Genomic DNA, 19636 nt, shown 5'->3' with positions numbered 1-19636 from the left:
CATTGATGAACAGTATCCATAAGATTTTGATCGCCAACCGAGGCGAGATTGCGGTCAGGGTCATCCGCACGGCCAAACAACTGGGTTACCGTACCGTGGCCGTCTACAGCGATGCCGACGCCGACGCCCTGCACGTTCAGGCCGCCGATCAGGCGGTCCATATCGGCCCGTCGCCGGTCGGCGAATCCTATCTGCAGGCCGACAAACTGCTCGACGCCGCCAAGCGAAGCCAGGCCGACGCCATCCATCCCGGCTACGGTTTCCTGTCTGAAAACGCCGACTTTGCCCGCGCCTGTGAAGCGGCGGGCATCACCTTTATCGGCCCCAAAGCCGACGCCATCGAGCTGATGGGCAGCAAGCGGTTATCCAAAGTGGCGATGATCGAGGCCGACGTCCCCTGCATTCCCGGCTATCAGGACAGTGACCAACGGCTCGAGCGTCTGCTAGAAGAGGCTCAACGGATCGGTTTCCCATTGATGGTGAAGGCCAGCTCCGGCGGCGGTGGCCGAGGCATGCGGCTGGTATTCGAACAGAGAGAGTTGGAAGCCAGCATCAAGACCGCCCGCTCGGAAGCGGCCAGCGCCTTTGGTAGCGATGAGATGATTCTGGAGCGGGCGGTGATCGAGCCGCGCCACATCGAGATTCAGGTGTTCGCCGACCAGCAGGGTAACTGTGTCTATCTGGGCGAGCGCGACTGTTCCATTCAGCGCCGTCACCAAAAAGTGGTCGAAGAAGCGCCCTCCCCCTTTGTCGACGAGGCCCTGCGTCGACGCATGGGCGAAGCCGCCGTCAATGCGGCCAAGGCCTGTCACTACCAGGGCGCTGGCACGGTCGAGTTCCTGGTCGATCATCAGGGTAACTTTTACTTTCTGGAGATGAACACCCGTCTGCAGGTGGAGCATCCGGTCACCGAACTGATCACCGGACAGGATCTGGTCGCCTGGCAGATCCGGGTAGCGGCCGGTGAACCGCTGCCGCTGACCCAGGAGCAGATTCAGCTCCAGGGCCATGCGATGGAGGTTCGTCTCTACGCCGAGGATCCGCGCAACAACTTTATGCCCCAGACCGGCGATGTGCTGCGCTGGGAGCTGCCCCAAAGCGAAGGGGTACGGATCGATCACGGTATCCGCGAAGGTCAGCCGGTCAGCCCCCATTACGATCCGCTGCTGGCCAAGATCATCGCCTACGGCAGCAATCGTGAAGAAGCCCGCCGACGCCTGGCCTGTGCGGTAGAAGACACCCTGTTGCTGGGGGTCAACAATAACCAGCGTTTTCTGGCCAATATCCTGCGCCATCCGGTGTTCACCGAAGGTCAGGCCACCACCGCCTTTATCGAACAGCATTTTGAGGCCGACCCCAGCATCCAGGCCGCACCGCCATCGGAGCGCACCCTCGGACTGGCCGCCCTGCTGATGTATACCCACCAGGGTCGCAACAGCGCCCACAATCCCGACCTGCTGAGCTGGCGCAACTGTGCCCCGGCCCCTTGGCACTATCGTCTGGAGCATGAGGGCGAGATCTACCAGCTACAGTTGAGTGTCGACAGCCACGGGCGCTACCCCAGCTATCAGGTGACCCACGCCGATCAAAGCCACCGCTTTGAAGTGCTCCGGATCGACAGCCGAGAGTGCGTCTATCTCGAAAACGGTGTCCGTGAAACGATCGCCTACCACTTCGACGCCGATACCCTGCACCTGAACAGCGAGTTCGGTAACGCCGCCTTCAGCAACGTCACCCATGCTCCGAAAGAGAGCAAGGACAGCGGCAGCGGTCGGGTGCTCGCATCGATGGATGGCGTCATCGTCGACGTGCTGGTCCAACTGGGCGACGAGGTCAGCAAGGGCCAAACCCTGGTGATACTCGAAGCGATGAAGATGGAGCACCAACTCAAGGCCGACGTCGATGGCGTGGTCGAGAGCCTGAGCATCCAAGCCGGCGACCAGGTCAAAATCCGCCAACTGCTGGCCAGCGTAACAGCCTCGGCGACGGACTAATCAGCAAGGAGACTGCCCATGGCAAGTTTGTCCAATCGAACGATCTTTATCACCGGCGCCAGCCGCGGAATCGGTCGCGAGATCGCCCTGCGCTGTGCCCGGGATGGCGCCAATATTGTGATCGCCGCCAAGTCCGGCCAGCCGCACCCGAAACTGGCCGGCACCATTCACAGCGTCGCCAAGGAAGTTGAGGCAGCCGGCGGTAAGGCGCTGGCCATCAAGCTGGATGTCCGCGACGAGCAGCAGGTGCAGCAGGCCATGGAACTGGCGGCGGACACCTTCGGCGGTATCGATGCGTTGATCAACAACGCCAGCGCCATCTTTCTGGAGAACAGCCAGAACACACCGCTGAAGCGCTTCGACTTGATCCATTCGATCAATACCCGGGGGACCCTGGCCTGTTCTCAAGCCGCCATCCCCTACCTGAAGCGATCTGACAATCCGCACATCATCACCCTGTCGCCGCCCCTCAATCTCGGCAAGCACTGGTTGGGGGCCCATATTCCCTACACCCTGACCAAGTACAGCATGAGCCTGATTGCGCTCGGACTGGCGGAGGAGCTGCGAGACCACGGCATCGCCTCCAACGCGCTGTGGCCAAAGACCACCATCGCGACAGCGGCGGTGGAATTTGCCATCGACAAGGATCTGCTCAATGCCTCCCGCAAACCGGCGATCATGGCCGATGCGGCCTACGAGATCTTGACCAGCGACAGCCGGGCTGTCAGCGGCGAAACCTTTATCGATGAGGATCTGCTCCGAGACAGGGGCTACCAGGATTTCGAGCACTACAACCACGCCCCCGACTGCGTCGAGTTGCAGATCGACCTGTTCGTCGATCCCTGACGCCAGCCACCCGAAACCGGCAGACAACGCTACCGAGGAGCAATGAATGACAATCACGCTTTGGCACTGTAAGGACTCCCGCTCACTGCGACCGCTGTGGGCGTTGGAGGAGATGGGGCTGGATTACCGCCTGGAGACACTGCAATTTCCGCCCCGTGTCTTCCACAAGGACTACCTGGAGATCAATCCGCTGGGGACCGTCCCCTTTTTCCGCGACGGTGACACCGAGATGACCGAATCAAGCGCCATCGGCCATTATCTGGTGGAAAAATATCAGCGTTACGATTTCGGACTGCCTCCCGAGCATCCCGAATATGGCGCCTACCTGAACTGGCTCTACCACAGTGACGCGACCCTGACCTTCCCGCAAACCCTGGTGCTGCGTTACGGCCAGTTTGAACCGGATGAGCGGAAGCAACCCCAGGTGGCGGAGGATTACCGCCAATGGTATCTGGCTCGGCTGCGCAAGCTCGATGCCCATCTGGAACAGCACGATTTCCTCTGCGACGATCGCTTCACTATTGCCGATATTGCAGTCGGCTATGCGTTGCTACTAGGGGAATTGGGAACCGATACGAGCAAGGACTATACCCCCCAAACCCGGGAGTACCTGGCACGCCTGAAGTGTCGTCCCGCATTGCAGCGGGCCCTCGCTAATAGCTAATCAGAACAACGAAGGCAGCGGTAGTATGTGATAGGGCCCGGCAGAACAGCGGGCCCTTGAAGCGTTTGCTACGGGGACTAGCTGAACCGGCTGAAATCCGGCGCCCGCTTCTCCTTAAACGCGGTAACCGCTTCTTCCATCTCGCCGTACCCGAGCGCAACAGCTAAGACTTTCAGTTCATCATCCATCGCAGCCGAAATCCGTTCGCGCTGACCTTCCACCAGCAGCCGCTTGCATTCACGCATCGCCCTCGGCGGCGCCGCTGCCAACCGTTGCGCCGCGCTCATGGCCTGCTGCAGTGCCTCTGCGTCAGCCACCACCTGATTGATCAGCCCCATCGCCTGTCCCTGCTCAGCGGTGATGCGCTCGCCTAGCATCAGCAGCTCCGCCGCCCGCTGATACCCCATCATCCGAGGCAGCAGGTAGCTGGAGCCGTACTCGGGACAGATTCCCAACTGCACGAACGGCATCTGCAAAAACGCCGACTTACCGGCGTAGACCAGATCACAGTGGAGCAGCAGCGTGGTCCCAATCCCTACCGCAGGCCCTTCGACGGCAGCAACCACCGGTTTACTGAAGGCCCGCAACGCCTCCATAAAACGGATGGTGGGGTGGTTCTGATTCATCCGCGGTCCGGAGATAAAATCATCAAGATCATTGCCGCTGCAGAACACCTCCTGACTGCCGCTGATCACCAGCGCTCGAACCGACGCTTCACGCTCAGCCGCCTCCAGTTGCAGCCTCAGCTCGGTGTACATCGCCAATGACAAGGCATTACGACGTGCCGGATTATCCAGCTCGAGCACCCGTACAGCGCCCTCTTCGCGGATATTAACCCCTTGATTCGCCATTCTGCTCTCCTCTACTTAACCTGTGGATTCATTCTCTTTATGACAGAGCGACAGCTCTTGCAATGCAAATCACCCTACACAAAGGCAGCAAGCCTATCAAGCGCTTGGTGTGATCGGTTTTGTCTTTTACTTATAAAACAACAACTCAGCCAAACAGCCTAATAACTGAACTCAAAGACCAATGCATGTAACTTTTTGTCTATTTAGACTGTCATCTTTGATCATTGTCTGAAACTAAGAGGTTGAGCAAACTGGGGCTATCATCGGTAGCTGTGTAACGCCATTGTCACGCTTGATTGCCAGCCACCGCCATCACCATTTCAGCCAAGGAATTCGACCTATGACCGGTAATGCCGAAGAACTGCAACTATTTCGAGATATGACCCTTCGCGCACTGGAACAGGAGGTGGCCCCCCACTACGAGGCCTGGGAAAAAGCGGGCATCATGCCCCGCGAGATCTGGCACACCCTGGGCCAGGCCGGCATGCTGTGCCCCGATCTCGACGAGCAGTATGGCGCCGCCGGCGCATCCTTCGAAGTCTGCCAGCTAATACTCCGAGAGATGTCCCGCCTCTGCTTCGGCGGCCTGGCCTCGGCTTACAACATCCACTCCAACATCGTCGCGCCCTACATCTGGCATATCGGTTCGGACAGCCAGAAACAGCAGTGGCTGCCGCCGATGGTGACCGGTGACTGTGTCGGCGCCATCGCCATGACCGAGCCGGGCGCGGGCAGCGACCTGGCGGCGATTCGGACCAGCGCGGTTCGTGACGGCGACGACTGGATCCTCAACGGTAGCAAGACCTTTATCACCAACGGCATCCACGCCGACCTGGTGATCGTCTGCGCCAAGACCGACCCCGATGCCGGCGCCAAGGGAATCTCGCTGTTCCTGGTCGATGCCAGCCTGCCCGGATTCTCTCGCGGTAAGCAGATCGAGAAGATCGGTCAGCACAGCAGCGATACCGCCGAGCTGTTCTTCGACAACCTACGCGTCCCCGCCGACGCCCTGCTGGGTGAGGAAAACCACGGATTCTTCTACCTGATGCAGGAACTGCCGCGGGAGCGTCTGGGCTGTGCTACCCAGGCGGTGGGATCGGCCGAAGGCGCGTTGGAGCTGACCATCGACTACGTCAAAGAGCGCCGCGCCTTCCGCCAGCGCATCGCCGACTTCCAGAATACCCGCTTCCAACTGGCAGAGATCCACACCGATATCGAGCTCAGCAATGCCTACCTGAATCATTGCATGGCCAAATACGAAGCCAAGACGATGACCACCGTGGAGGCGGCAACCCTCAAGCTCAGCGTCACCGAGATGCAAAAGCGAGTGGTCGATCAATGCCTGCAACTGTTCGGCGGCTACGGCTATACCAGCGAATACCCGATTTCACGCTTCTATGTCGACGCCCGGATTCAAACGATCTACGCCGGCACTTCCGAGATTATGAAAGAGGTGATTTCGCGCGACCTGGTTAAAGAGTAACTTCTTAGTCCCGGCATCCGCTTCCTAAGCCCGGCTGCCGGGACTGATTAGGGTAACTGCGAATAAGTCCCTCAGCATGAGACAATCCAAGCTCTGATGTACTGAGGGCTTTTCATGGACCAACAACTCTCCTTCGCTGATAGCGAGTTCACCAACAAACTCGTCAAGCTCGCAAAGAGAAGTTTCTTGGTCGCATGGAAAATCTGATTCCCTGGTCTCGCTTGATAGCGGTGATAGAGCCTCACTATCCAAAGGCAGGCAATGGTCGTCGCCCTTATCCGTTAATTAAAGAAGGCACGTTGATGGATGCCACTATCATTGAAGCCCCTAGTTCCATCGACAACAAAGCGGGTAAGCGTGATCCTGAAATGCACCAAACAAAGAAAGGCAATCAGTGGCATTTCGGGATGAAGGCCCATATTGGCGTAGACGCCGGATCTGGCCTTACGCATAGTTTTACGACGACAGCCGCCAACGAGCACGACCTAAACCAGGCAGCAAATCTATTGCATGGTGAAGAAGAGTTCGTCTTTGCTGACAATGGCTATCGAGGGGTTGAGAAACGCGACGAACTCAAAGATGAGCCGGTCGATTGGCATATCGCCGAGGGCCCTAGCAAGGTCAAGGAACCGAGAAAGCACCCACAAATCAATAAAACCTTGCTGAGCATCGAATACATGAAGGCCAGCATCCGAGCCAAGGTTGAACATCCGTTTCGGATCATAAAGTGTCAGTTTGATTTCATCAAAACCCGCTATCGTGGGCTGATGAAGAATGACAGCAAGCTGGCGATGCTCTTTATGTTGGCGAACATCGCCAGGGTGGATCAGATACTGCGAGCGTAGGATAAATCCGTCTGCTTGCCGGAAAACCGGCATGCAGATGGGCAGAAACGAGCAATGTTTGGACGACTAGGCCGCCTTTTCGGCTTGATAGGCAGAGTGGTCCAAAAAACGGGACTTAATCGTAGTTACCCTAGGTCAGGCGGTTCGGTCATCCTGCGCATTTTTTTTGAGAGGCAACCAAACCCTGAATCGTGTTCCCACCCCCAGCTCACTGTGTACCTCAATCTCACCTTCGTGATCCCGGACGATACCGTAGGACAGCGATAAGCCCAACCCCGTCCCTACGCCCACCGGTTTGGTGGTGAAAAAAGGGTCGAATATCCACTTGCGATCTACATCGGCGATTCCCTTGCCGGTGTCCTCCACTTCAAACCAGGCTTTATCGCCTTCCACTCCAGTACGCAGGGTGATCGTACCTCGGTCTTCGATCGCCTGGGCTGCATTGATCACCAGATTGAGTACCACCTGATTAATTTGTGGCAGGCAGCAAAATACTTGTGGCAGATCGCCAAACTCCTTGACCACAAGCGCCTTGTACTTAATCTCGTTGCTGACGATGTTGAGCGTGCTCTCAATCCCGTGATGCAGGTCGTACAGCTGATACTCCTTGGAATCCGAGCGAGAGAAATCCTTTAAATCCTGGATAATCATTTTAACCCGTTCGATTCCATCCTTTGACTCGTCTACCAGAGCAGTAGAATCCTCCTTTAGGAAACTAAAATCGATCTCCTCCTTGATTGCAGCAACCTCTTCGGCCAGAGCCGGTAAATACTTCGAAATCTTACCTTCTCGTTCATAGGCATTGACCAGTCTGAGTAGGCCATCGATATAGTCGTGCACGGTATTGAGATTGGAGCTGATGTAGCCCACCGGGTTATTTATCTCATGAGCAACCCCGGCGGCTAATTGGCCGATCGAGGCCATTTTCTCAGATTGCAGCAGCTGATTCTGGGCTTGTTCCAGCTTGTCGATCAGCTCCAGATGTATCTGCTTTTCGGCCTGCAGTTCCTCCTCGGCCTGTTTGCGCTCATGGACCTCCTCTACCAATTGGGCGGTACGTTCCGCCACCTGTTTTTCCAGCATTTGTTGTTGCTGTTTATAAGGTGTGGTGATCACCGTCTGCAACTTGCGACCAAAAGCGTATGTCATGGTTAACACCACCAGCAGCGCCAACAACTGGGTTGCATAGAATCGCTTCATTTCAGCGTCAATTTGGCTTAGGTTTGCCCTTAGAAACAATACGCCAGCGATCTCCTCATTATCGCCGATACGAATGGGGAAATGAGCCTCATGGGCATGATGGAGATGCTCATCACTTGCTGCCTTAAACGGGGGGAGCTCAGGGTGGCTAAGGTGCTCTTTTAGCACTGAGCTCTGAATGGAACCATCAGGGTAAAACAGCACAGCAATCTCCAGAAAGGAATCGTATTCCAAGAGTTGTTCCAGTATGTCCTGGGAAACCCAGTCGGCGCGGGCTATCAGCGCTCCGCCCAGACTGGTCTCGGTCAATTGGGCGATCTTCGCCAGATCCTGGTGAAGCTCCTCATGATAATATTCCCTCTGGGAATAGGAGAAGAATGCCGCCAGGCTGACAAAGCAGAGGCTGATGCCGATTAACAGAAAATGTAGCAACCGGTTTTTTAGCGCCAGCTGTGTGATGATATCCATACACTCTCCTTGTGTGGCCCAACAGGCGAGCCCTGTTGTCCTGAATATATATCGATTGTCTTTCCCCTGTGCTAGGGAGATTTGTACATAAACTATGGGGCACCTAACGATCTTCAGCTTTCCCCCTAGCTCGTCTGTCTGCCCTAATGATCTGCTGCTTGTTCCAAGTCAAAGAAGACCACTCTGACCAACGGAAGCTCAAGAAAACATCAACAGTTTGGCACAGTTAGGCCATAATTAACCATCAAGGGAGGGGCAAAGTCATGAAAAGGATAATCACCCAAATGCGGCCACTGATAGTGTTTTGTCTATTGGTGCCTAACCTCATCGCTCCAGTCCACGCAGAACAACGCCAGCTTCGGGTTGGGCTATTTAATATGCCGCCCTATTACAGCCAGTCCTCATCGGGAAAACCAGAGGGGATATTGATAGATATCCTCGACGAGGCCTTGGCCGATATCGGATATCAATGGCAACCCCATTTCATGGAGGTTCCCGAGGCGCTGAAGGAGGTTGTCAGCGGTAACATCGATGTACTGATGATCATCCGCCATCCGTTGGTTGAAGGGCGAGTCGTGTATGGCCAAAAACCCATAATGACCATGAGCCTACTGGCCTACCACCAACGGCAGACTGCAGATGTTGCAAGCCTCAAAGACCTTCGCGGTAAGCGTGTCGCGCTGCTGCGTGGATACGGCTATGGCGGACTGCTTAGCCAGTTGCTGGCGCCCAGCAGCGCTCTCAAGATACATATCGCCGAGGACCACAAGGACGCATTCAAGTTATTGGAATCGAAGCAGGTAGATTATGTGCTCGATTACCTAGAACCAGGTAAGCAGATCATCACTGAAATGGGGCTGCAGGGCATCGAAAGCAACCTTCTGCAGAAGAAAGAGGTCTACTTGGTCCTCTCAAGCAAGGTGGCCGATGGGAAGAAACTTGTGAGTAAACTCGAAAAAACCATGAGCGAAACCTACCTTAAATTACATGCTCTTCCATAATCCCATTCCCGTAAGGAAGCGACGTTGCCCAAAGAACGAAAGCCCGTTGCTTTCACTTTCTTATACAACACTTCCCCTCGCCATATTCACACAGCGATCTTTGCTGAACCTCAGTGTGTTTTTTGTACCAGCTGCTAAGTGCCCTCAAGGGATGCCCCGTGTTCAAAAGGCCAGTGGCCGCTTCTGAGAAACCTGATGGATTCGGAGAGGTTGCGAATTCTTACGTACCAGCGACCGGTAAGGGTAACTGCGAATAAGTCCCTCAGCATGAGACAATCCAAGCTCTTAAGAAACGTACTGCAGGAAGTCTGTTAAAGACTTCCTGCACTTCTATCGATTGCCATTTGCCCTAGGCTGCAATGAACCCCGGCCAGGCGCGCGCGATGATCGCGCTGCAGTCGATACCGCGGGGCAGATTACCGTACAGGTAACCCGAGCTGCCGTTAGCCAAGCGTGAGCGGCAGAAGGCATCGCTGATCGTCGCATCCCCGAAGCGCACCAGTAGCGAACCCTGCAGCGCCAACGCCAGCCGCTCCACCAACGCGCGAGAGCGGTATTCCAGCTCGTGCTGATCCCCCAACTCAAGCGTCAGATCGGCAACAAACCGATCGAGCTGCGGATCTATGCCGGCCGCCTGGTCGATCTCCCGCAGCAAGGTTTCCAGGGTATGGGGCTTGTTAGCCAGCACCCTCAACAGGTCCAGACACTGCACATTGCCGCTGCCCTCCCAAATAGCATTAACCGGCGCTTCGCGGTACAACCGCGGCATCGGGGTATCCTCCATCACCCCGCTGCCCCCGATACACTCCATCGCTTCGTAGGCATGACCGGGAGTACGTTTGCAGATCCAGTACTTACCCAGCGCAGTACCGATTCGCACCAGGTCCCTCTCTGAGCTGTCATCGGCACTGGCATCCAATGCCCTGGCGATCCGCATGGTCAGCATCAATGCCGCTTCCTGTTCGACCACCAGATCGGCCAGCACATTCTGCATCAGCGGCTGCTCCACCAGTCGATTGCCGAACGCTCGACGATGATGGGCATGGTGCAACGCTTGTACCACAGCTTGGCGCATGCCGGCGCTGGAGCCGATCATGCAATCGAAGCGGGTCATGCTCACCATCTGCAGAATGGTGGCCACCCCTCGCCCCTCATCACCGATCATCTGAGCCCAGGCACCGCGCAGTTCGGTTTCACAGGAGGCGTTGGCGACATTGCCCATCTTGGGCTTCAGGCGCTGAATTTGAATCGGGTTACGGCTACCGTCAGGGCGCCAGCGCGGCAACAGGAAGCAAGACAGCCCCCCCGGTGCCTGGGCCAAGACCATAAAGGCATCGCTCATCGGCGCCGACACGAAGTACTTATGCCCCACCAGCTCGTAAGCCTGCCCCGGCCCGCCGGCCCCCAACGGATAAGCCCGGGTACTGTTGGCCTGCACATCGGAGCCACCCTGCTTTTCGGTCATCGCCATGCCGATGGTGAGGCCCGATTTATCGGTGCTTTGGCGATTGCCGGGATCATAGGCGAGCGACTGAATCCTGGGCGCCCACTGGGCGGCCACCTCCGGCTGCCGAGCCAGTGCCGGAATCACCGCCGACGTCATGCACACTGGACACAGGTGCGACGCTTCCACCTGGGTCTGCAGATAAAACCTTGCCGCCCGCGCCACCTGGGCACCGGGTCCCGGCGCCAGCCAGTGAGAGGCATGCAGACCATGTTCGATCGACATCGCCATCAGCTGGTGGTAACTGGGGTGGAAGCGCACCTCATCGATGCGGTTGCCGTAACGATCATGGGTAAACAGTTGCGGCGGATTCGCGTTGGCCTGCTCGCCCCACTCGATCACCTTCGCCGAACCGGTCAACTCCCCAAAGGCTTTCAAGCTGTCGATCTGCGCCGCCGCCCCCTCTCTCTCGACCGCTTCGGATAAGGCCCGGTCCATGGTGTAGGAGTTGTAGTCCAACAGCGGCGGCGGTTGATTCTCCACCTGGTGGGTTTTTGCACCATGACGATCGGGTTCAAATTGACTCATTGCAAGCTCCAAACAGCTATCAAAGGGGCGAAGGGGGCGCCTGCGCCCATCACACAACGCCAATAATATGAACCCTAATTCACACCATTGTCAATAAAGTGAATGTAGGTTCATTTATTAACTTCTGATCGTTGTCACACCCCACCGCGACCGCTACACTGCCGTCCTCAATCGGCGAATCGTCTATGGCTTACAGAAAAACACCCAAGGTACAGGCCCAGCAGGCCGCCCAGCGACAAAGACTGCTCGATGCCGCCACTGCCCTGGTCGCAGAAGGCGGCTTCAATGCCATGACCATCGCGGCCACGGCAGAGCGTGCGGGGGTCGCGACCGGTACCGTCTACAAGCATTTCACCAATAAAGGGGAACTCTGCGCCGAGCTGTTTCGCTGCGCGACCGAAGTCGAAGTGGAGCAGGTACGCAGCCTCGTGACCCAGGATGGATCGGCGGCCGAACGGCTGCGCGCGGTGATCAGCAACTTTGCCGCTCGCGCCCTACGGGGACAGCGACTTGCCTATGCCTTGATCGCCGAACCGGTCGGGGCCCTGGTGGAGGCCGAACGGCTCCACTACCGGCGCAGCTACGCCACCCTATTCCAGAGCTTGATTCAAGAAGGGATCGATCGCGGTGAATTCGCCGCTCAGGATGCCGGTATCAGCGCCTCCGCCCTGGTGGGCATCATCGCCGAAACCCTGGTGGGGCCTTTGAACTGGCACGACAGCCGGTCGACACCGCAGGCCGAACACCTGGTCCCCCAGCTGCAAGCCGTCTGCCTCCGGGCCCTGGGAACCGAATCGAACTAACCTGGCCGGCGATCCGACAAGCCAGCCACAACCTCCGCCCGTATTGTGCCGGTCCAAGCTTGAATTTAATCGTTTAAACCACCAAGCGGCGCCGCGCCTATCCTCGATGTGCTTGCCCAAGAGGACATCCGAATCACCGCCTTGCACCGTTGCCTGTTCCAAAGTTTTTTTTGTGGAGGCGCACTACGCCACCCTGCCAAAACATTTTTGCAGTGTAATAAGGAGATCTGAGAAACGATTAACCTGGCATCAAAATACCGCGCCTTGTAGCACGTTGAAATTGACAAGAACGGTACCGTTTCGCCCTCGTCTCGCGAGGCTTACAGTGCGGCAGCACTTCTTTGTGATGCGCTATTAATCCCGCGGTTTTATTGCCGGTTAGTTAGAGTTCGGGCGGCGTAGCAGCGGCAGCCAATGCAGAAATCCGAACAGCAGCGTCTGACAGAAATGGTGCAAAGCGCTCCCGGCCAAGCCCGCAAAACGCCTGCGCAAGAATAGATACTCACCGAGATGGGCGATCCATAGCGCGACGGCGACCCACAGCGTCCAGAACGGGATACCGAAGCTGTTGGGCTCAACCAACTGCCACAAACCAAGCAGATAAACGACGATCAAAAACGCCTTGAGCAATAGACGCACTGTATTCATGGATGGTCCTCCTAGCGGGTGCGGGCAATTGCTGACCCATCCCTGCGCTGTCACGATCGAAAACAGCAATTTAACCGATCCTTCCAATCAATCGCTTTGCCCGCTCTGCCATCCTCTACCCCCTACATGCCAAAAACCGTCTCTCTGTACCTGCTTATAAAACGCCTCTCAGAATCAAGCCCGGCTCTCTATCCAATAGCGTCACGCCCAACACCACGAAGAGGTCCGCTGTACAGTCGCACCCACACGTATCCTTCAAGCGAGGCTAAATGTGGGCATCGCCACGGCGACTTTTCACGGCTAGCCGTTGCCTTCATCGCGGTGGAGCTAGTCGGGGTTCTCGCTACAGCAATGCAGAGTCCGCTGGAGTGCCAAGATGGGCAGTCAAGAGCAGCTGGAGCTGTGTTAGCCCCTTTAGGCCCTGTTAAGTACAGAGGGACTTGATAGCTTTAAGCATGCGCCACTCGGAATACAAACAGGGTGTAGAAGTCTTCATTCCATGTGTTTTCGGTTGAACAAGGCAGGCCAAGCACCTGGGTTCCCAACTGCAAGCCGTCTACCTCCGGGCCCTGGGCGTCGAATCGAATTAACCTGGCCGGCGATCCGACTACAAAACCTTTACAGCCGCCCGCCTGCCGTCGCTCCAAACTTGATTTTGCTTGCCGAAACCACCAAGCTGCGCCCCCGTTCGTTGTCGATTACCGTTTTCTGAGTGAGCGAGGCCCTCTGAATGTCCGACCAGCAGTTCACCCTGATCTATGACACCTACTGCGGCTGGTGTTATGGCGCCGCGCCGATTTTCGACGTGCTTGTCCAGGCAGACATCCACATCACCGCCCTGCACCGCCGCCTGTTTCAGGGCGGAGCTCAGTTAAAAATGAGCAACGGCTTCGGCCAATTCGCTGAACGGGCAGACCAGCGAATTGCTCAACAGACCGGCCAGCCATTCAGCCAAACCTATGTCACGCAAATACTGCGCTCGAAAACCGAAGAGCTGAACTCAGAACTGACCGCCCGGGCCGCCGTTCTGGTCCACCCACAGGGTGCGGCCACTGAAATGGCACTCGCCCACCGACTCCAAAAGGCCCGCTATGTCGACGGGCTTTCTGCTAGCGATCCGGAACCCATTATCGCAGCGCTGCAACCCTTGCTGGATGGCAGCATGACCGAGCAACAGATCCGCGCGGCACTAGCGTCTGAAAGCCTTTCGGTCGAGGCCACGGCAATCGCACAACGGGCCGAAGCCCTGATGCAGCGGGTTGGCAGCAGCGGCGTCCCCACTCTGGTCTGCACGGTTAACGGTCAACACCAGGTCATTTCGTTAGAACCGTTCTTCCAGGCTCCCGAGCAGATCCTCTCGATCCTGAACTAAGCCGTTCAACAGCCAATCTGCATCAGTCGAAGGGCCTGACTACCGCCAGCATCACAGCGCGATTTGGGGCTGATAACCCTCTGGAATCCAAAGATCAGTTCAGACAGAATCAAGAAGTTGGTGGGCTTATGACGCTGGTGGTAAGGCACCACTCAAGTTTGTGCGCACTTCCGGCAGCTTTGAAGATGCAATCATGGGATTGAGACTCAGCCTATGAACCTATTCTGGAAAATTGTTGAGTACCTGCGGAGCCTACCCATCTGGGTTTGGCCTGCCTTGCTATTCGTAATTTTTGTTATTTCAGGCGGTGTTGAATCTGACTGCTGCAGTTATTGATACAGTCAGGCCTCTACGAGCAAGAATCAACTATCACCAAGATACCAAGATACCAAGAATAATAATTACAAGCGGTTGCGCTAGATAAACTACGCGAACACTAAGCACTCAGTGCAATGCTGAAAGGTAGCTGCGAAAGGTAGGTCGATTCATTCGGCTTAGTTGTTTGTAGAGGGAGGCAAACCATGTAATTGCGGATCAGTGCATTAAGGAACATGGAACCCAGAGGTGAACTGGTGCTTTCAACAGGGGGCGAGCAGCGAGGACATGTTGTATCAATCGAACCTCGACCTCTACGACTCAGTAAAAGACATACCTCAAGCCAAAATCAAGACAGCTGGTAAATCCTGCCCTAGCGGTCCACAACCTCAACTAACAAGCTGACATATTAAGGTACTTTCTGGCTGTAAAGCCTACGGGTATGTAATCTGCCGGGAGCTCACTATTTTCCAAATTTTTCAGTCAGTGCTTCCCTTCCTTGGTCAAACTATTTTCACTTGAGGTATATAAAATAACACCTTGTTATAAAACATAATTAGATTACCAGAGCCTCCATTGAACCAATGACAACCTAGGAAAGTTGTCATTGATCAAACATGGCCAAGAGTGCAAGAATCACTGATTGTGTTCTGATTACAAGGAGTCGTAATGGCCTGGCACATACAAGGACAATGGTATGGCACATCAACCGAAGGCAATTATACGGTTGCTAGCATTGATTGCCGCAACGGAGTTTATCAAGGACGGATATCTCTACTTGAGACCTTAAAGATAAACGGTAAAGATGAACACATTTGGAACTGGTCAAAGTTCACTGCTAAAGAAGTAGGCCAGCACGAGTTTACTGGCGAGACTGGGCATTCCACGTTCCATACCCAACAAGGCCTCCCTCTAAGTGAAACCGATATAAAACTAATTAATGACCATTATCCAGGTTTTGAGTGGCCGCTAACCACAACATTCACTGCAAAACTCATAAGCCCCTCAGAAATGGAAGTTAGCTGGGTAAGCAAATATCCAACGCAAGAAAAAAGAGGCTCTACAACTCTAGAAAGGCGCATAGCGGGCGGCTCTAGCATTAAGCGCGAGAGCATATCCTGGGCCGACTTCAGAACTAAAGCGCTCGAAGCTGAGGAAGGGTTGGTATACAGAGGTCAGGCACGGCACTGGAAGCTACAAACATCTTTCCATAGAACAGGCCGTGCCGACTTAGAAGCTTATCTGGATCATGAGATTGTTGAAGTGGAGCGGTTCTTAAATGCCGACTCAGACCATATCTACGATATAAGAAATGATCGATCTTTAGGCGCATTGCTTAATCTAGCCCAACACCACGGTTATCCCACCCCTCTTCTTGACTGGACAAGAAGCCCATTTGTAGCAGCCTTCTTTGCATATGAAAATGCAAGTGCTCTTGATAAACAAAAAGAAGTAACAATTTTTGTTTTCAACGAACGCAAGTGGTCACAGATGGCCGGTAACCAGGCTCTACTACGATCGCCAGCATTGCTTCTCAAAACACTAGAGCTTCCGAGCTACGGCAATACTCGTGTATTGCCTCAACAATCAGTAACCATGTTCAGTAGCGCAGACGATATTGAGGGAATCATCGCTAATAACTCTGGTGAATCAGATGAGTACATCAGAGCGTTCGCAATCCCATCGACAGAGAGAAAAGAAGTGATGAGAGACCTATCCCGCATGGGACTATCTTGGGGAGGGCTGTTTCCTGGGTTAGACGGTGTTTGTAAACAGTTGAGATCAAAACACTTCAACTGACCATTTGTTACCCGGATCAATCACAAACCAAAAAAGCCGAGCTAGACTCGGCTTCTAAGCGACTGATCAAACAGTCTGAATTTGGTAGGACTAGGCAGATTATACGTCGCTACGCGCCTTCCCCTTCGGGGCTATCGTCGCAGGCTCCGATGTGGTCTCGCTTCGCTCGGCTCGACTGCCTTCGGCAGTTCTCATCTGCCAAACAATACTCACATCGCAGAATGCAAAAAGCCCGCAGTAAATGCGGGCTTTTCTAAATTTGGTAGGACTAGGCAGATTCGAACTGCCGACCTCTACCATGTCAAGGTAGCGCTCTAACCAACTGAGCTATAGTCCTATTACATTCCGGTGCGGTGTGTGTCGCTCCTCATGTACGGCGGGCATTATACAGAGTCCCGGAGGGCGGTCAACAGTCTGATGACACAAAAATTTAATCAATTTTTAATCGTTCAAAAAACCCGCAATTCTCAGCACTGATGCTGGTTTCAGCGACTGTACACGCAATAATCAATGGTTAAGCCAAGCGACAACACCACCACATTTTCACCCGTCACCAACCTACCCGTTTCAGGGTAATCGCCCCCTGTTGAGGGTATACCGCCGGTTATCAACGAACGGCATCATGAAGCCACCATCGATAACAACAACCACTATGGTTTCCAGACCGGGTTTTCGTCATGACTTACCAAGCTACATCCGAGCATGCCCAGGCGCGTAAAGCGCTGCTTAAAACCAAATTCTTCCCTTACTGGCTCGACAATGCCCAGGCTCCCGATCCCGAGCCTTCCCTTAAAGACAGTATCAGCTGCGATCTGTTGATCGTCGGTGCGGGTTTTACCGGCTTGTGGGCGGCGATTCATGCCAAAGAACAGAACCCGGATCGCGAGGTGGTGATCATCGAGGCCCAGTGCATCGCCATCGGTGCTTCCGGTCGCCCCGCGGCGATTTTGTCGACCTCGGTAATGCACGGACTAGAGAATGCGGCCCGCCTGTTCCCGCAGGATATCGATGCGCTGGAAGAGCTGGGTAAGGAGAACCTGGACGGCTTTCGCGACACCATCGAACGCTACGACATCGATTGCGATATCGAATGGGGTGGCGAGCTGACCGTCGCCGTCGGCGAAGAGGGCTTGGCCGATATCGAGAAAGAGTACGAACTCTACAAACGTTATGGCCACGACGCCTACCTGCTCGATAAAGACGAGGTCCGCGAACAGATGGACTCACCGCTGTTCAACGGCGGCCTCTGGTCCAAAAGCCGCAGCGGCACCGTCCACCCGGCCAAGCTGGCCTGGGGCCTGAAACGCGCCGCTATGTCGCTGGGCGTACGCATCTACGAGTACACCCCGCTGCAATCAAGCGAGCACCTCAAACCCGGCGTTCGGGTGACCACCCCGGAAGGCACGATCAATGCCAATAAGGTGCTGTTGGCGACCAACGCCTTTGCCGCCGGCAATAAAAAGATCAAGACCCGGGTCGCGGCAATCCGCGATCGCATCGTGGTGACCGAACCACTGACCGACGAGCAAATGGCGACGATCGGCTGGAAGAACCGCCAGGGCATCTACGATACCCGTACCCAGCTCAATTACATGCGCCTGACCGCCGACAACCGGATCCTGTTCGGTGGCCGGCTGGGCTATTTCTTCAATAACGATACCGACCCCAAGGCCGATCGTAGCGCGGAGAACTTCCTGCCGCTGGTGGAGAACTTCTACAAAACCTTCCCCAGCCTGCGCGACATCCGCTTCTCCCATGCCTGGAGCGGTCCGATCGGGCTGACCACCCGGATGGCCGTTCATTTCCAGCACTACTACGACGGCGACATGATCTATGCCGGCGGCTACTCCGGCTTCGGTGTCACCGCGACCCGCTTCGGCTCCCGCGTCGGACTGGCGATTCTGGACGGCGACGATATCCCGGAAACCCGGATGCAGTTCGCCACCAGTCTGCCCGGCTATATCCCGCCGGAGCCATTCCGCTGGCTGGGCGCCAAGATCACCATGTACGCGCTGGATACCGTCGATGCCAAAGGCGGTTGGCGCAACCCCTGGATCAGCATGGTCGAAAAGATGGGCTTCCCGATCACCCAGAACGAACTCGGCTAAACCGCCAACAGGGCTTTGCTTCACCCACCCGGAGATGACCACCCGAGGTCGTCTCCGAATAGGCGTTCGACCGTCGCCCAGTGCCCACTGGTCCCCTAATCAGCCGCTTGAGGCTGACTAACCTCCCTGCCTAGCCTGCGGCCACTCCACTGGTACAGCGCCAATCCCAGGCAGATCAGGCCACTACCCTGAATCAACCGCAACGTCAGCGGCTCCTGATTCAGCAGACTGCCCAGCGAGATCGCCAGCACCGGGGTGATCAGGGTGATCAACGCCACCGTGCTGGCCGCCAGCTGCTGGAGGATGTAGTAGTAGGCGACAAAGCCCACCAGCGAACCGAACAGTCCCAGGTAGATGATCGCCGCCAGCGAGCGTCCTCCTCCATTCAGGTCAGGCAACTGGCCATCCATCAGCAACCAGCTCAGCGCATAGAACGGTATCGAGCAGCACAAGGCACCTACTGTCTGCGCCAACGGGTGGATCTGAACGCTAACCCCCTTGACCAGAACCCCGCTGATGCTAAACAGCAGTACCGCCAACAGCATCAGGCCAACGGCCGCTAACGCCGAGGTTTCAATCACCAAACCATCGCTAAGTACCCAGCCAAGGCCAGACAGCGCCAGCAGCAATGCCAACCAGCGCAGCGGGCTAAACGCCTTCTCACCCAACCAGAACTGGGCCAGCAGGCCAGACACGATCGGCGACATGCCGAAGATCAGCGAGATTAGCCCCGAACTGAGCTGGCTGGCCGCCATGTAGGTGGTGAACATGGCGCCGTAGACTCCCAGCGTGGCGTAGAGGTAGCTTTTCAGCGCCGGGCCATGCCAAGGCAACGGGATACGCAGCCAGCGTAGCAACCCCAGGCCCACCACGGCAGCCAGCATCATACGCAGCATCGCTGCCATCACTGGGGTGACGGTTTCGCTGCTCCAGATGATAGCCAGAGGTGTGGTCGACCAGATAACAATCACGGTCGCATAGGCGATAGGGGTGGACATGATGACCTCCATGTTGCTGCGCAGTTATTTCCGCAGGACTAAAAAAGCCGCTCCAACACCGAGGCAAAAAAAAGCCGCGGTGAAAGCCGCGGCCGGGAATACTTTGTTCAATTCAGTAAATCAGATCACTTCATCATCGAACCACGCCATCCCGACCGACACGCGAGCACTCGCAGGTGCCAGCGTTTGCTGACCTGCGGTCGTCGGG

15 protein-coding genes, 1 tRNA gene, 1 other RNA gene and 1 pseudogene are annotated in these 19636 nt (G+C 55.8%); 11 read left to right on the top strand and 7 right to left on the bottom strand.

Annotated features, from left to right (window positions below):
* Positions 1-5: 5 nt before the first annotated feature.
* From DV711_RS01925 to DV711_RS01915, 3 genes are read left to right on the top strand one after another with little or no spacing between them, the layout of a single operon-like run.
* Positions 6-1994, top strand: a complete 1989-nt coding sequence (locus DV711_RS01925; RefSeq protein ID WP_114693956.1) for an acetyl/propionyl/methylcrotonyl-CoA carboxylase subunit alpha — start codon at positions 6-8, stop codon at positions 1992-1994.
* Between the two features lie 18 nt (positions 1995-2012).
* Positions 2013-2840: an SDR family oxidoreductase gene (locus DV711_RS01920; protein ID WP_114693955.1), complete on the top strand. Its 828-nt coding sequence runs from the start codon at positions 2013-2015 to the stop codon at positions 2838-2840.
* A gap of 46 nt (positions 2841-2886) precedes the next feature.
* A complete protein-coding gene (locus tag DV711_RS01915; protein ID WP_114693954.1) occupies positions 2887-3504 on the top strand; it encodes a glutathione S-transferase family protein in 618 nt (205 codons plus the stop codon).
* A gap of 77 nt (positions 3505-3581) precedes the next feature.
* Here DV711_RS01915 and DV711_RS01910 read toward each other — a convergent pair whose 3' ends face one another.
* Positions 3582-4355 carry an enoyl-CoA hydratase gene (locus DV711_RS01910; protein WP_114693953.1) on the bottom strand — a complete coding sequence of 258 codons (774 nt, stop codon included), beginning with the start codon at positions 4353-4355 and terminating at the stop codon, positions 3582-3584.
* A gap of 340 nt (positions 4356-4695) precedes the next feature.
* Between DV711_RS01910 and DV711_RS01905 the strand changes: the two genes are divergently transcribed.
* Positions 4696-5838, top strand: coding sequence for an acyl-CoA dehydrogenase family protein (locus DV711_RS01905; RefSeq protein WP_114693952.1), 1143 nt, complete (start codon positions 4696-4698; stop codon positions 5836-5838).
* A 114-nt stretch (positions 5839-5952) separates the two neighbouring features.
* A pseudogene (locus DV711_RS01900) lies at positions 5953-6683 on the top strand (IS5 family transposase).
* A gap of 135 nt (positions 6684-6818) precedes the next feature.
* Here DV711_RS01900 and DV711_RS01895 read toward each other — a convergent pair.
* Complete coding sequence (locus DV711_RS01895) at positions 6819-8351, bottom strand: ATP-binding protein (protein WP_114693950.1); 1533 nt, start codon at positions 8349-8351, stop codon at positions 6819-6821.
* A gap of 263 nt (positions 8352-8614) precedes the next feature.
* Here DV711_RS01895 and DV711_RS01890 point away from each other — a divergent pair, with 263 nt between their 5' ends.
* Positions 8615-9352 carry a substrate-binding periplasmic protein gene (locus DV711_RS01890; RefSeq protein WP_114693949.1) on the top strand — a complete coding sequence of 246 codons (738 nt, stop codon included), beginning with the start codon at positions 8615-8617 and terminating at the stop codon, positions 9350-9352.
* A 349-nt stretch (positions 9353-9701) separates the two neighbouring features.
* Here DV711_RS01890 and DV711_RS01885 read toward each other — a convergent pair whose 3' ends face one another.
* Complete coding sequence (locus DV711_RS01885; RefSeq protein ID WP_114693948.1) at positions 9702-11384, bottom strand: acyl-CoA dehydrogenase family protein; 1683 nt, start codon at positions 11382-11384, stop codon at positions 9702-9704.
* A 185-nt stretch (positions 11385-11569) separates the two neighbouring features.
* Between DV711_RS01885 and DV711_RS01880 the strand changes: the two genes are divergently transcribed.
* The gene (locus tag DV711_RS01880; protein WP_114693947.1) at positions 11570-12187 is read left to right on the top strand and encodes a TetR/AcrR family transcriptional regulator; all 618 of its coding nucleotides are present in this window, start codon (positions 11570-11572) and stop codon (positions 12185-12187) included.
* A 378-nt stretch (positions 12188-12565) separates the two neighbouring features.
* Here DV711_RS01880 and DV711_RS01875 read toward each other — a convergent pair whose 3' ends face one another.
* A complete protein-coding gene (locus tag DV711_RS01875) occupies positions 12566-12835 on the bottom strand; it encodes a hypothetical protein (protein ID WP_114693946.1) in 270 nt (89 codons plus the stop codon).
* A gap of 730 nt (positions 12836-13565) precedes the next feature.
* On the opposite strand from DV711_RS01875, the gene DV711_RS01870 reads away from it, so the two are divergent.
* Positions 13566-14207, top strand: a complete 642-nt coding sequence (locus DV711_RS01870) for a DsbA family protein (RefSeq protein ID WP_114693945.1) — start codon at positions 13566-13568, stop codon at positions 14205-14207.
* Positions 14208-15191: 984 nt separating this feature from the next.
* Positions 15192-16322 carry an FRG domain-containing protein gene (locus tag DV711_RS01865; protein ID WP_114693944.1) on the top strand — a complete coding sequence of 377 codons (1131 nt, stop codon included), beginning with the start codon at positions 15192-15194 and terminating at the stop codon, positions 16320-16322.
* Between the two features lie 82 nt (positions 16323-16404).
* On the opposite strand, the gene DV711_RS01860 is transcribed toward DV711_RS01865, so the two are convergent.
* Positions 16405-16538, bottom strand: a non-coding RNA gene (locus DV711_RS01860) — RtT sRNA.
* 44 nt (positions 16539-16582) lie between these two features.
* Positions 16583-16659: transfer RNA gene (locus tag DV711_RS01855), tRNA-Val, on the bottom strand.
* 340 nt (positions 16660-16999) lie between these two features.
* Here DV711_RS01855 and DV711_RS01850 point away from each other — a divergent pair.
* The gene (locus DV711_RS01850) at positions 17000-18430 is read left to right on the top strand and encodes an NAD(P)/FAD-dependent oxidoreductase (RefSeq protein WP_114693943.1); all 1431 of its coding nucleotides are present in this window, start codon (positions 17000-17002) and stop codon (positions 18428-18430) included.
* A gap of 95 nt (positions 18431-18525) precedes the next feature.
* Here the strand turns inward: DV711_RS01850 and DV711_RS01845 are convergent, their stop codons facing one another.
* Positions 18526-19428, bottom strand: coding sequence for a DMT family transporter (locus tag DV711_RS01845; protein WP_114694885.1), 903 nt, complete (start codon positions 19426-19428; stop codon positions 18526-18528).
* Here DV711_RS01845 and DV711_RS19275 point away from each other — a divergent pair.
* Positions 19427-19621, top strand: a complete 195-nt coding sequence (locus DV711_RS19275; protein ID WP_133297381.1) for a hypothetical protein — start codon at positions 19427-19429, stop codon at positions 19619-19621. The genes DV711_RS01845 and DV711_RS19275 overlap by 2 nt on opposite strands.
* Positions 19622-19636: the final 15 nt, after the last annotated feature.

It is taken from the genome of Motiliproteus coralliicola, assembly GCF_003345655.1.
Classification (GTDB): domain Bacteria; phylum Pseudomonadota; class Gammaproteobacteria; order Pseudomonadales; family Balneatricaceae; genus Motiliproteus; species Motiliproteus coralliicola.
This window is presented reverse-complemented; position numbering and strand designations above follow the sequence as displayed.

Bases quoted from the DNA above. Each gene is read 5' to 3' on its own strand.
- DV711_RS01925 (WP_114693956.1), top strand. From the start codon at position 6: ATGAACAGTATCCATAAGATTTTGATCGCCAACCGAGGCGAGATTGCG.
- DV711_RS01920 (WP_114693955.1), top strand. From the start codon at position 2,013: ATGGCAAGTTTGTCCAATCGAACGATCTTTATCACCGGCGCCAGCCGC.
- DV711_RS01915 (WP_114693954.1), top strand. From the start codon at position 2,887: ATGACAATCACGCTTTGGCACTGTAAGGACTCCCGCTCACTGCGACCG.
- DV711_RS01910 (WP_114693953.1), bottom strand. From the start codon at position 4,355: ATGGCGAATCAAGGGGTTAATATCCGCGAAGAGGGCGCTGTACGGGTG.
- DV711_RS01905 (WP_114693952.1), top strand. From the start codon at position 4,696: ATGACCGGTAATGCCGAAGAACTGCAACTATTTCGAGATATGACCCTT.
- DV711_RS01895 (WP_114693950.1), bottom strand. From the start codon at position 8,351: ATGGATATCATCACACAGCTGGCGCTAAAAAACCGGTTGCTACATTTT.
- DV711_RS01890 (WP_114693949.1), top strand. From the start codon at position 8,615: ATGAAAAGGATAATCACCCAAATGCGGCCACTGATAGTGTTTTGTCTA.
- DV711_RS01885 (WP_114693948.1), bottom strand. From the start codon at position 11,384: ATGAGTCAATTTGAACCCGATCGTCATGGTGCAAAAACCCACCAGGTG.
- DV711_RS01880 (WP_114693947.1), top strand. From the start codon at position 11,570: ATGGCTTACAGAAAAACACCCAAGGTACAGGCCCAGCAGGCCGCCCAG.
- DV711_RS01875 (WP_114693946.1), bottom strand. From the start codon at position 12,835: ATGAATACAGTGCGTCTATTGCTCAAGGCGTTTTTGATCGTCGTTTAT.
- DV711_RS01870 (WP_114693945.1), top strand. From the start codon at position 13,566: ATGTCCGACCAGCAGTTCACCCTGATCTATGACACCTACTGCGGCTGG.
- DV711_RS01865 (WP_114693944.1), top strand. From the start codon at position 15,192: ATGGCCTGGCACATACAAGGACAATGGTATGGCACATCAACCGAAGGC.
- DV711_RS01850 (WP_114693943.1), top strand. From the start codon at position 17,000: ATGACTTACCAAGCTACATCCGAGCATGCCCAGGCGCGTAAAGCGCTG.
- DV711_RS19275 (WP_133297381.1), top strand. From the start codon at position 19,427: ATGATGACCTCCATGTTGCTGCGCAGTTATTTCCGCAGGACTAAAAAA.
- DV711_RS01845 (WP_114694885.1), bottom strand. From the start codon at position 19,428: ATGTCCACCCCTATCGCCTATGCGACCGTGATTGTTATCTGGTCGACC.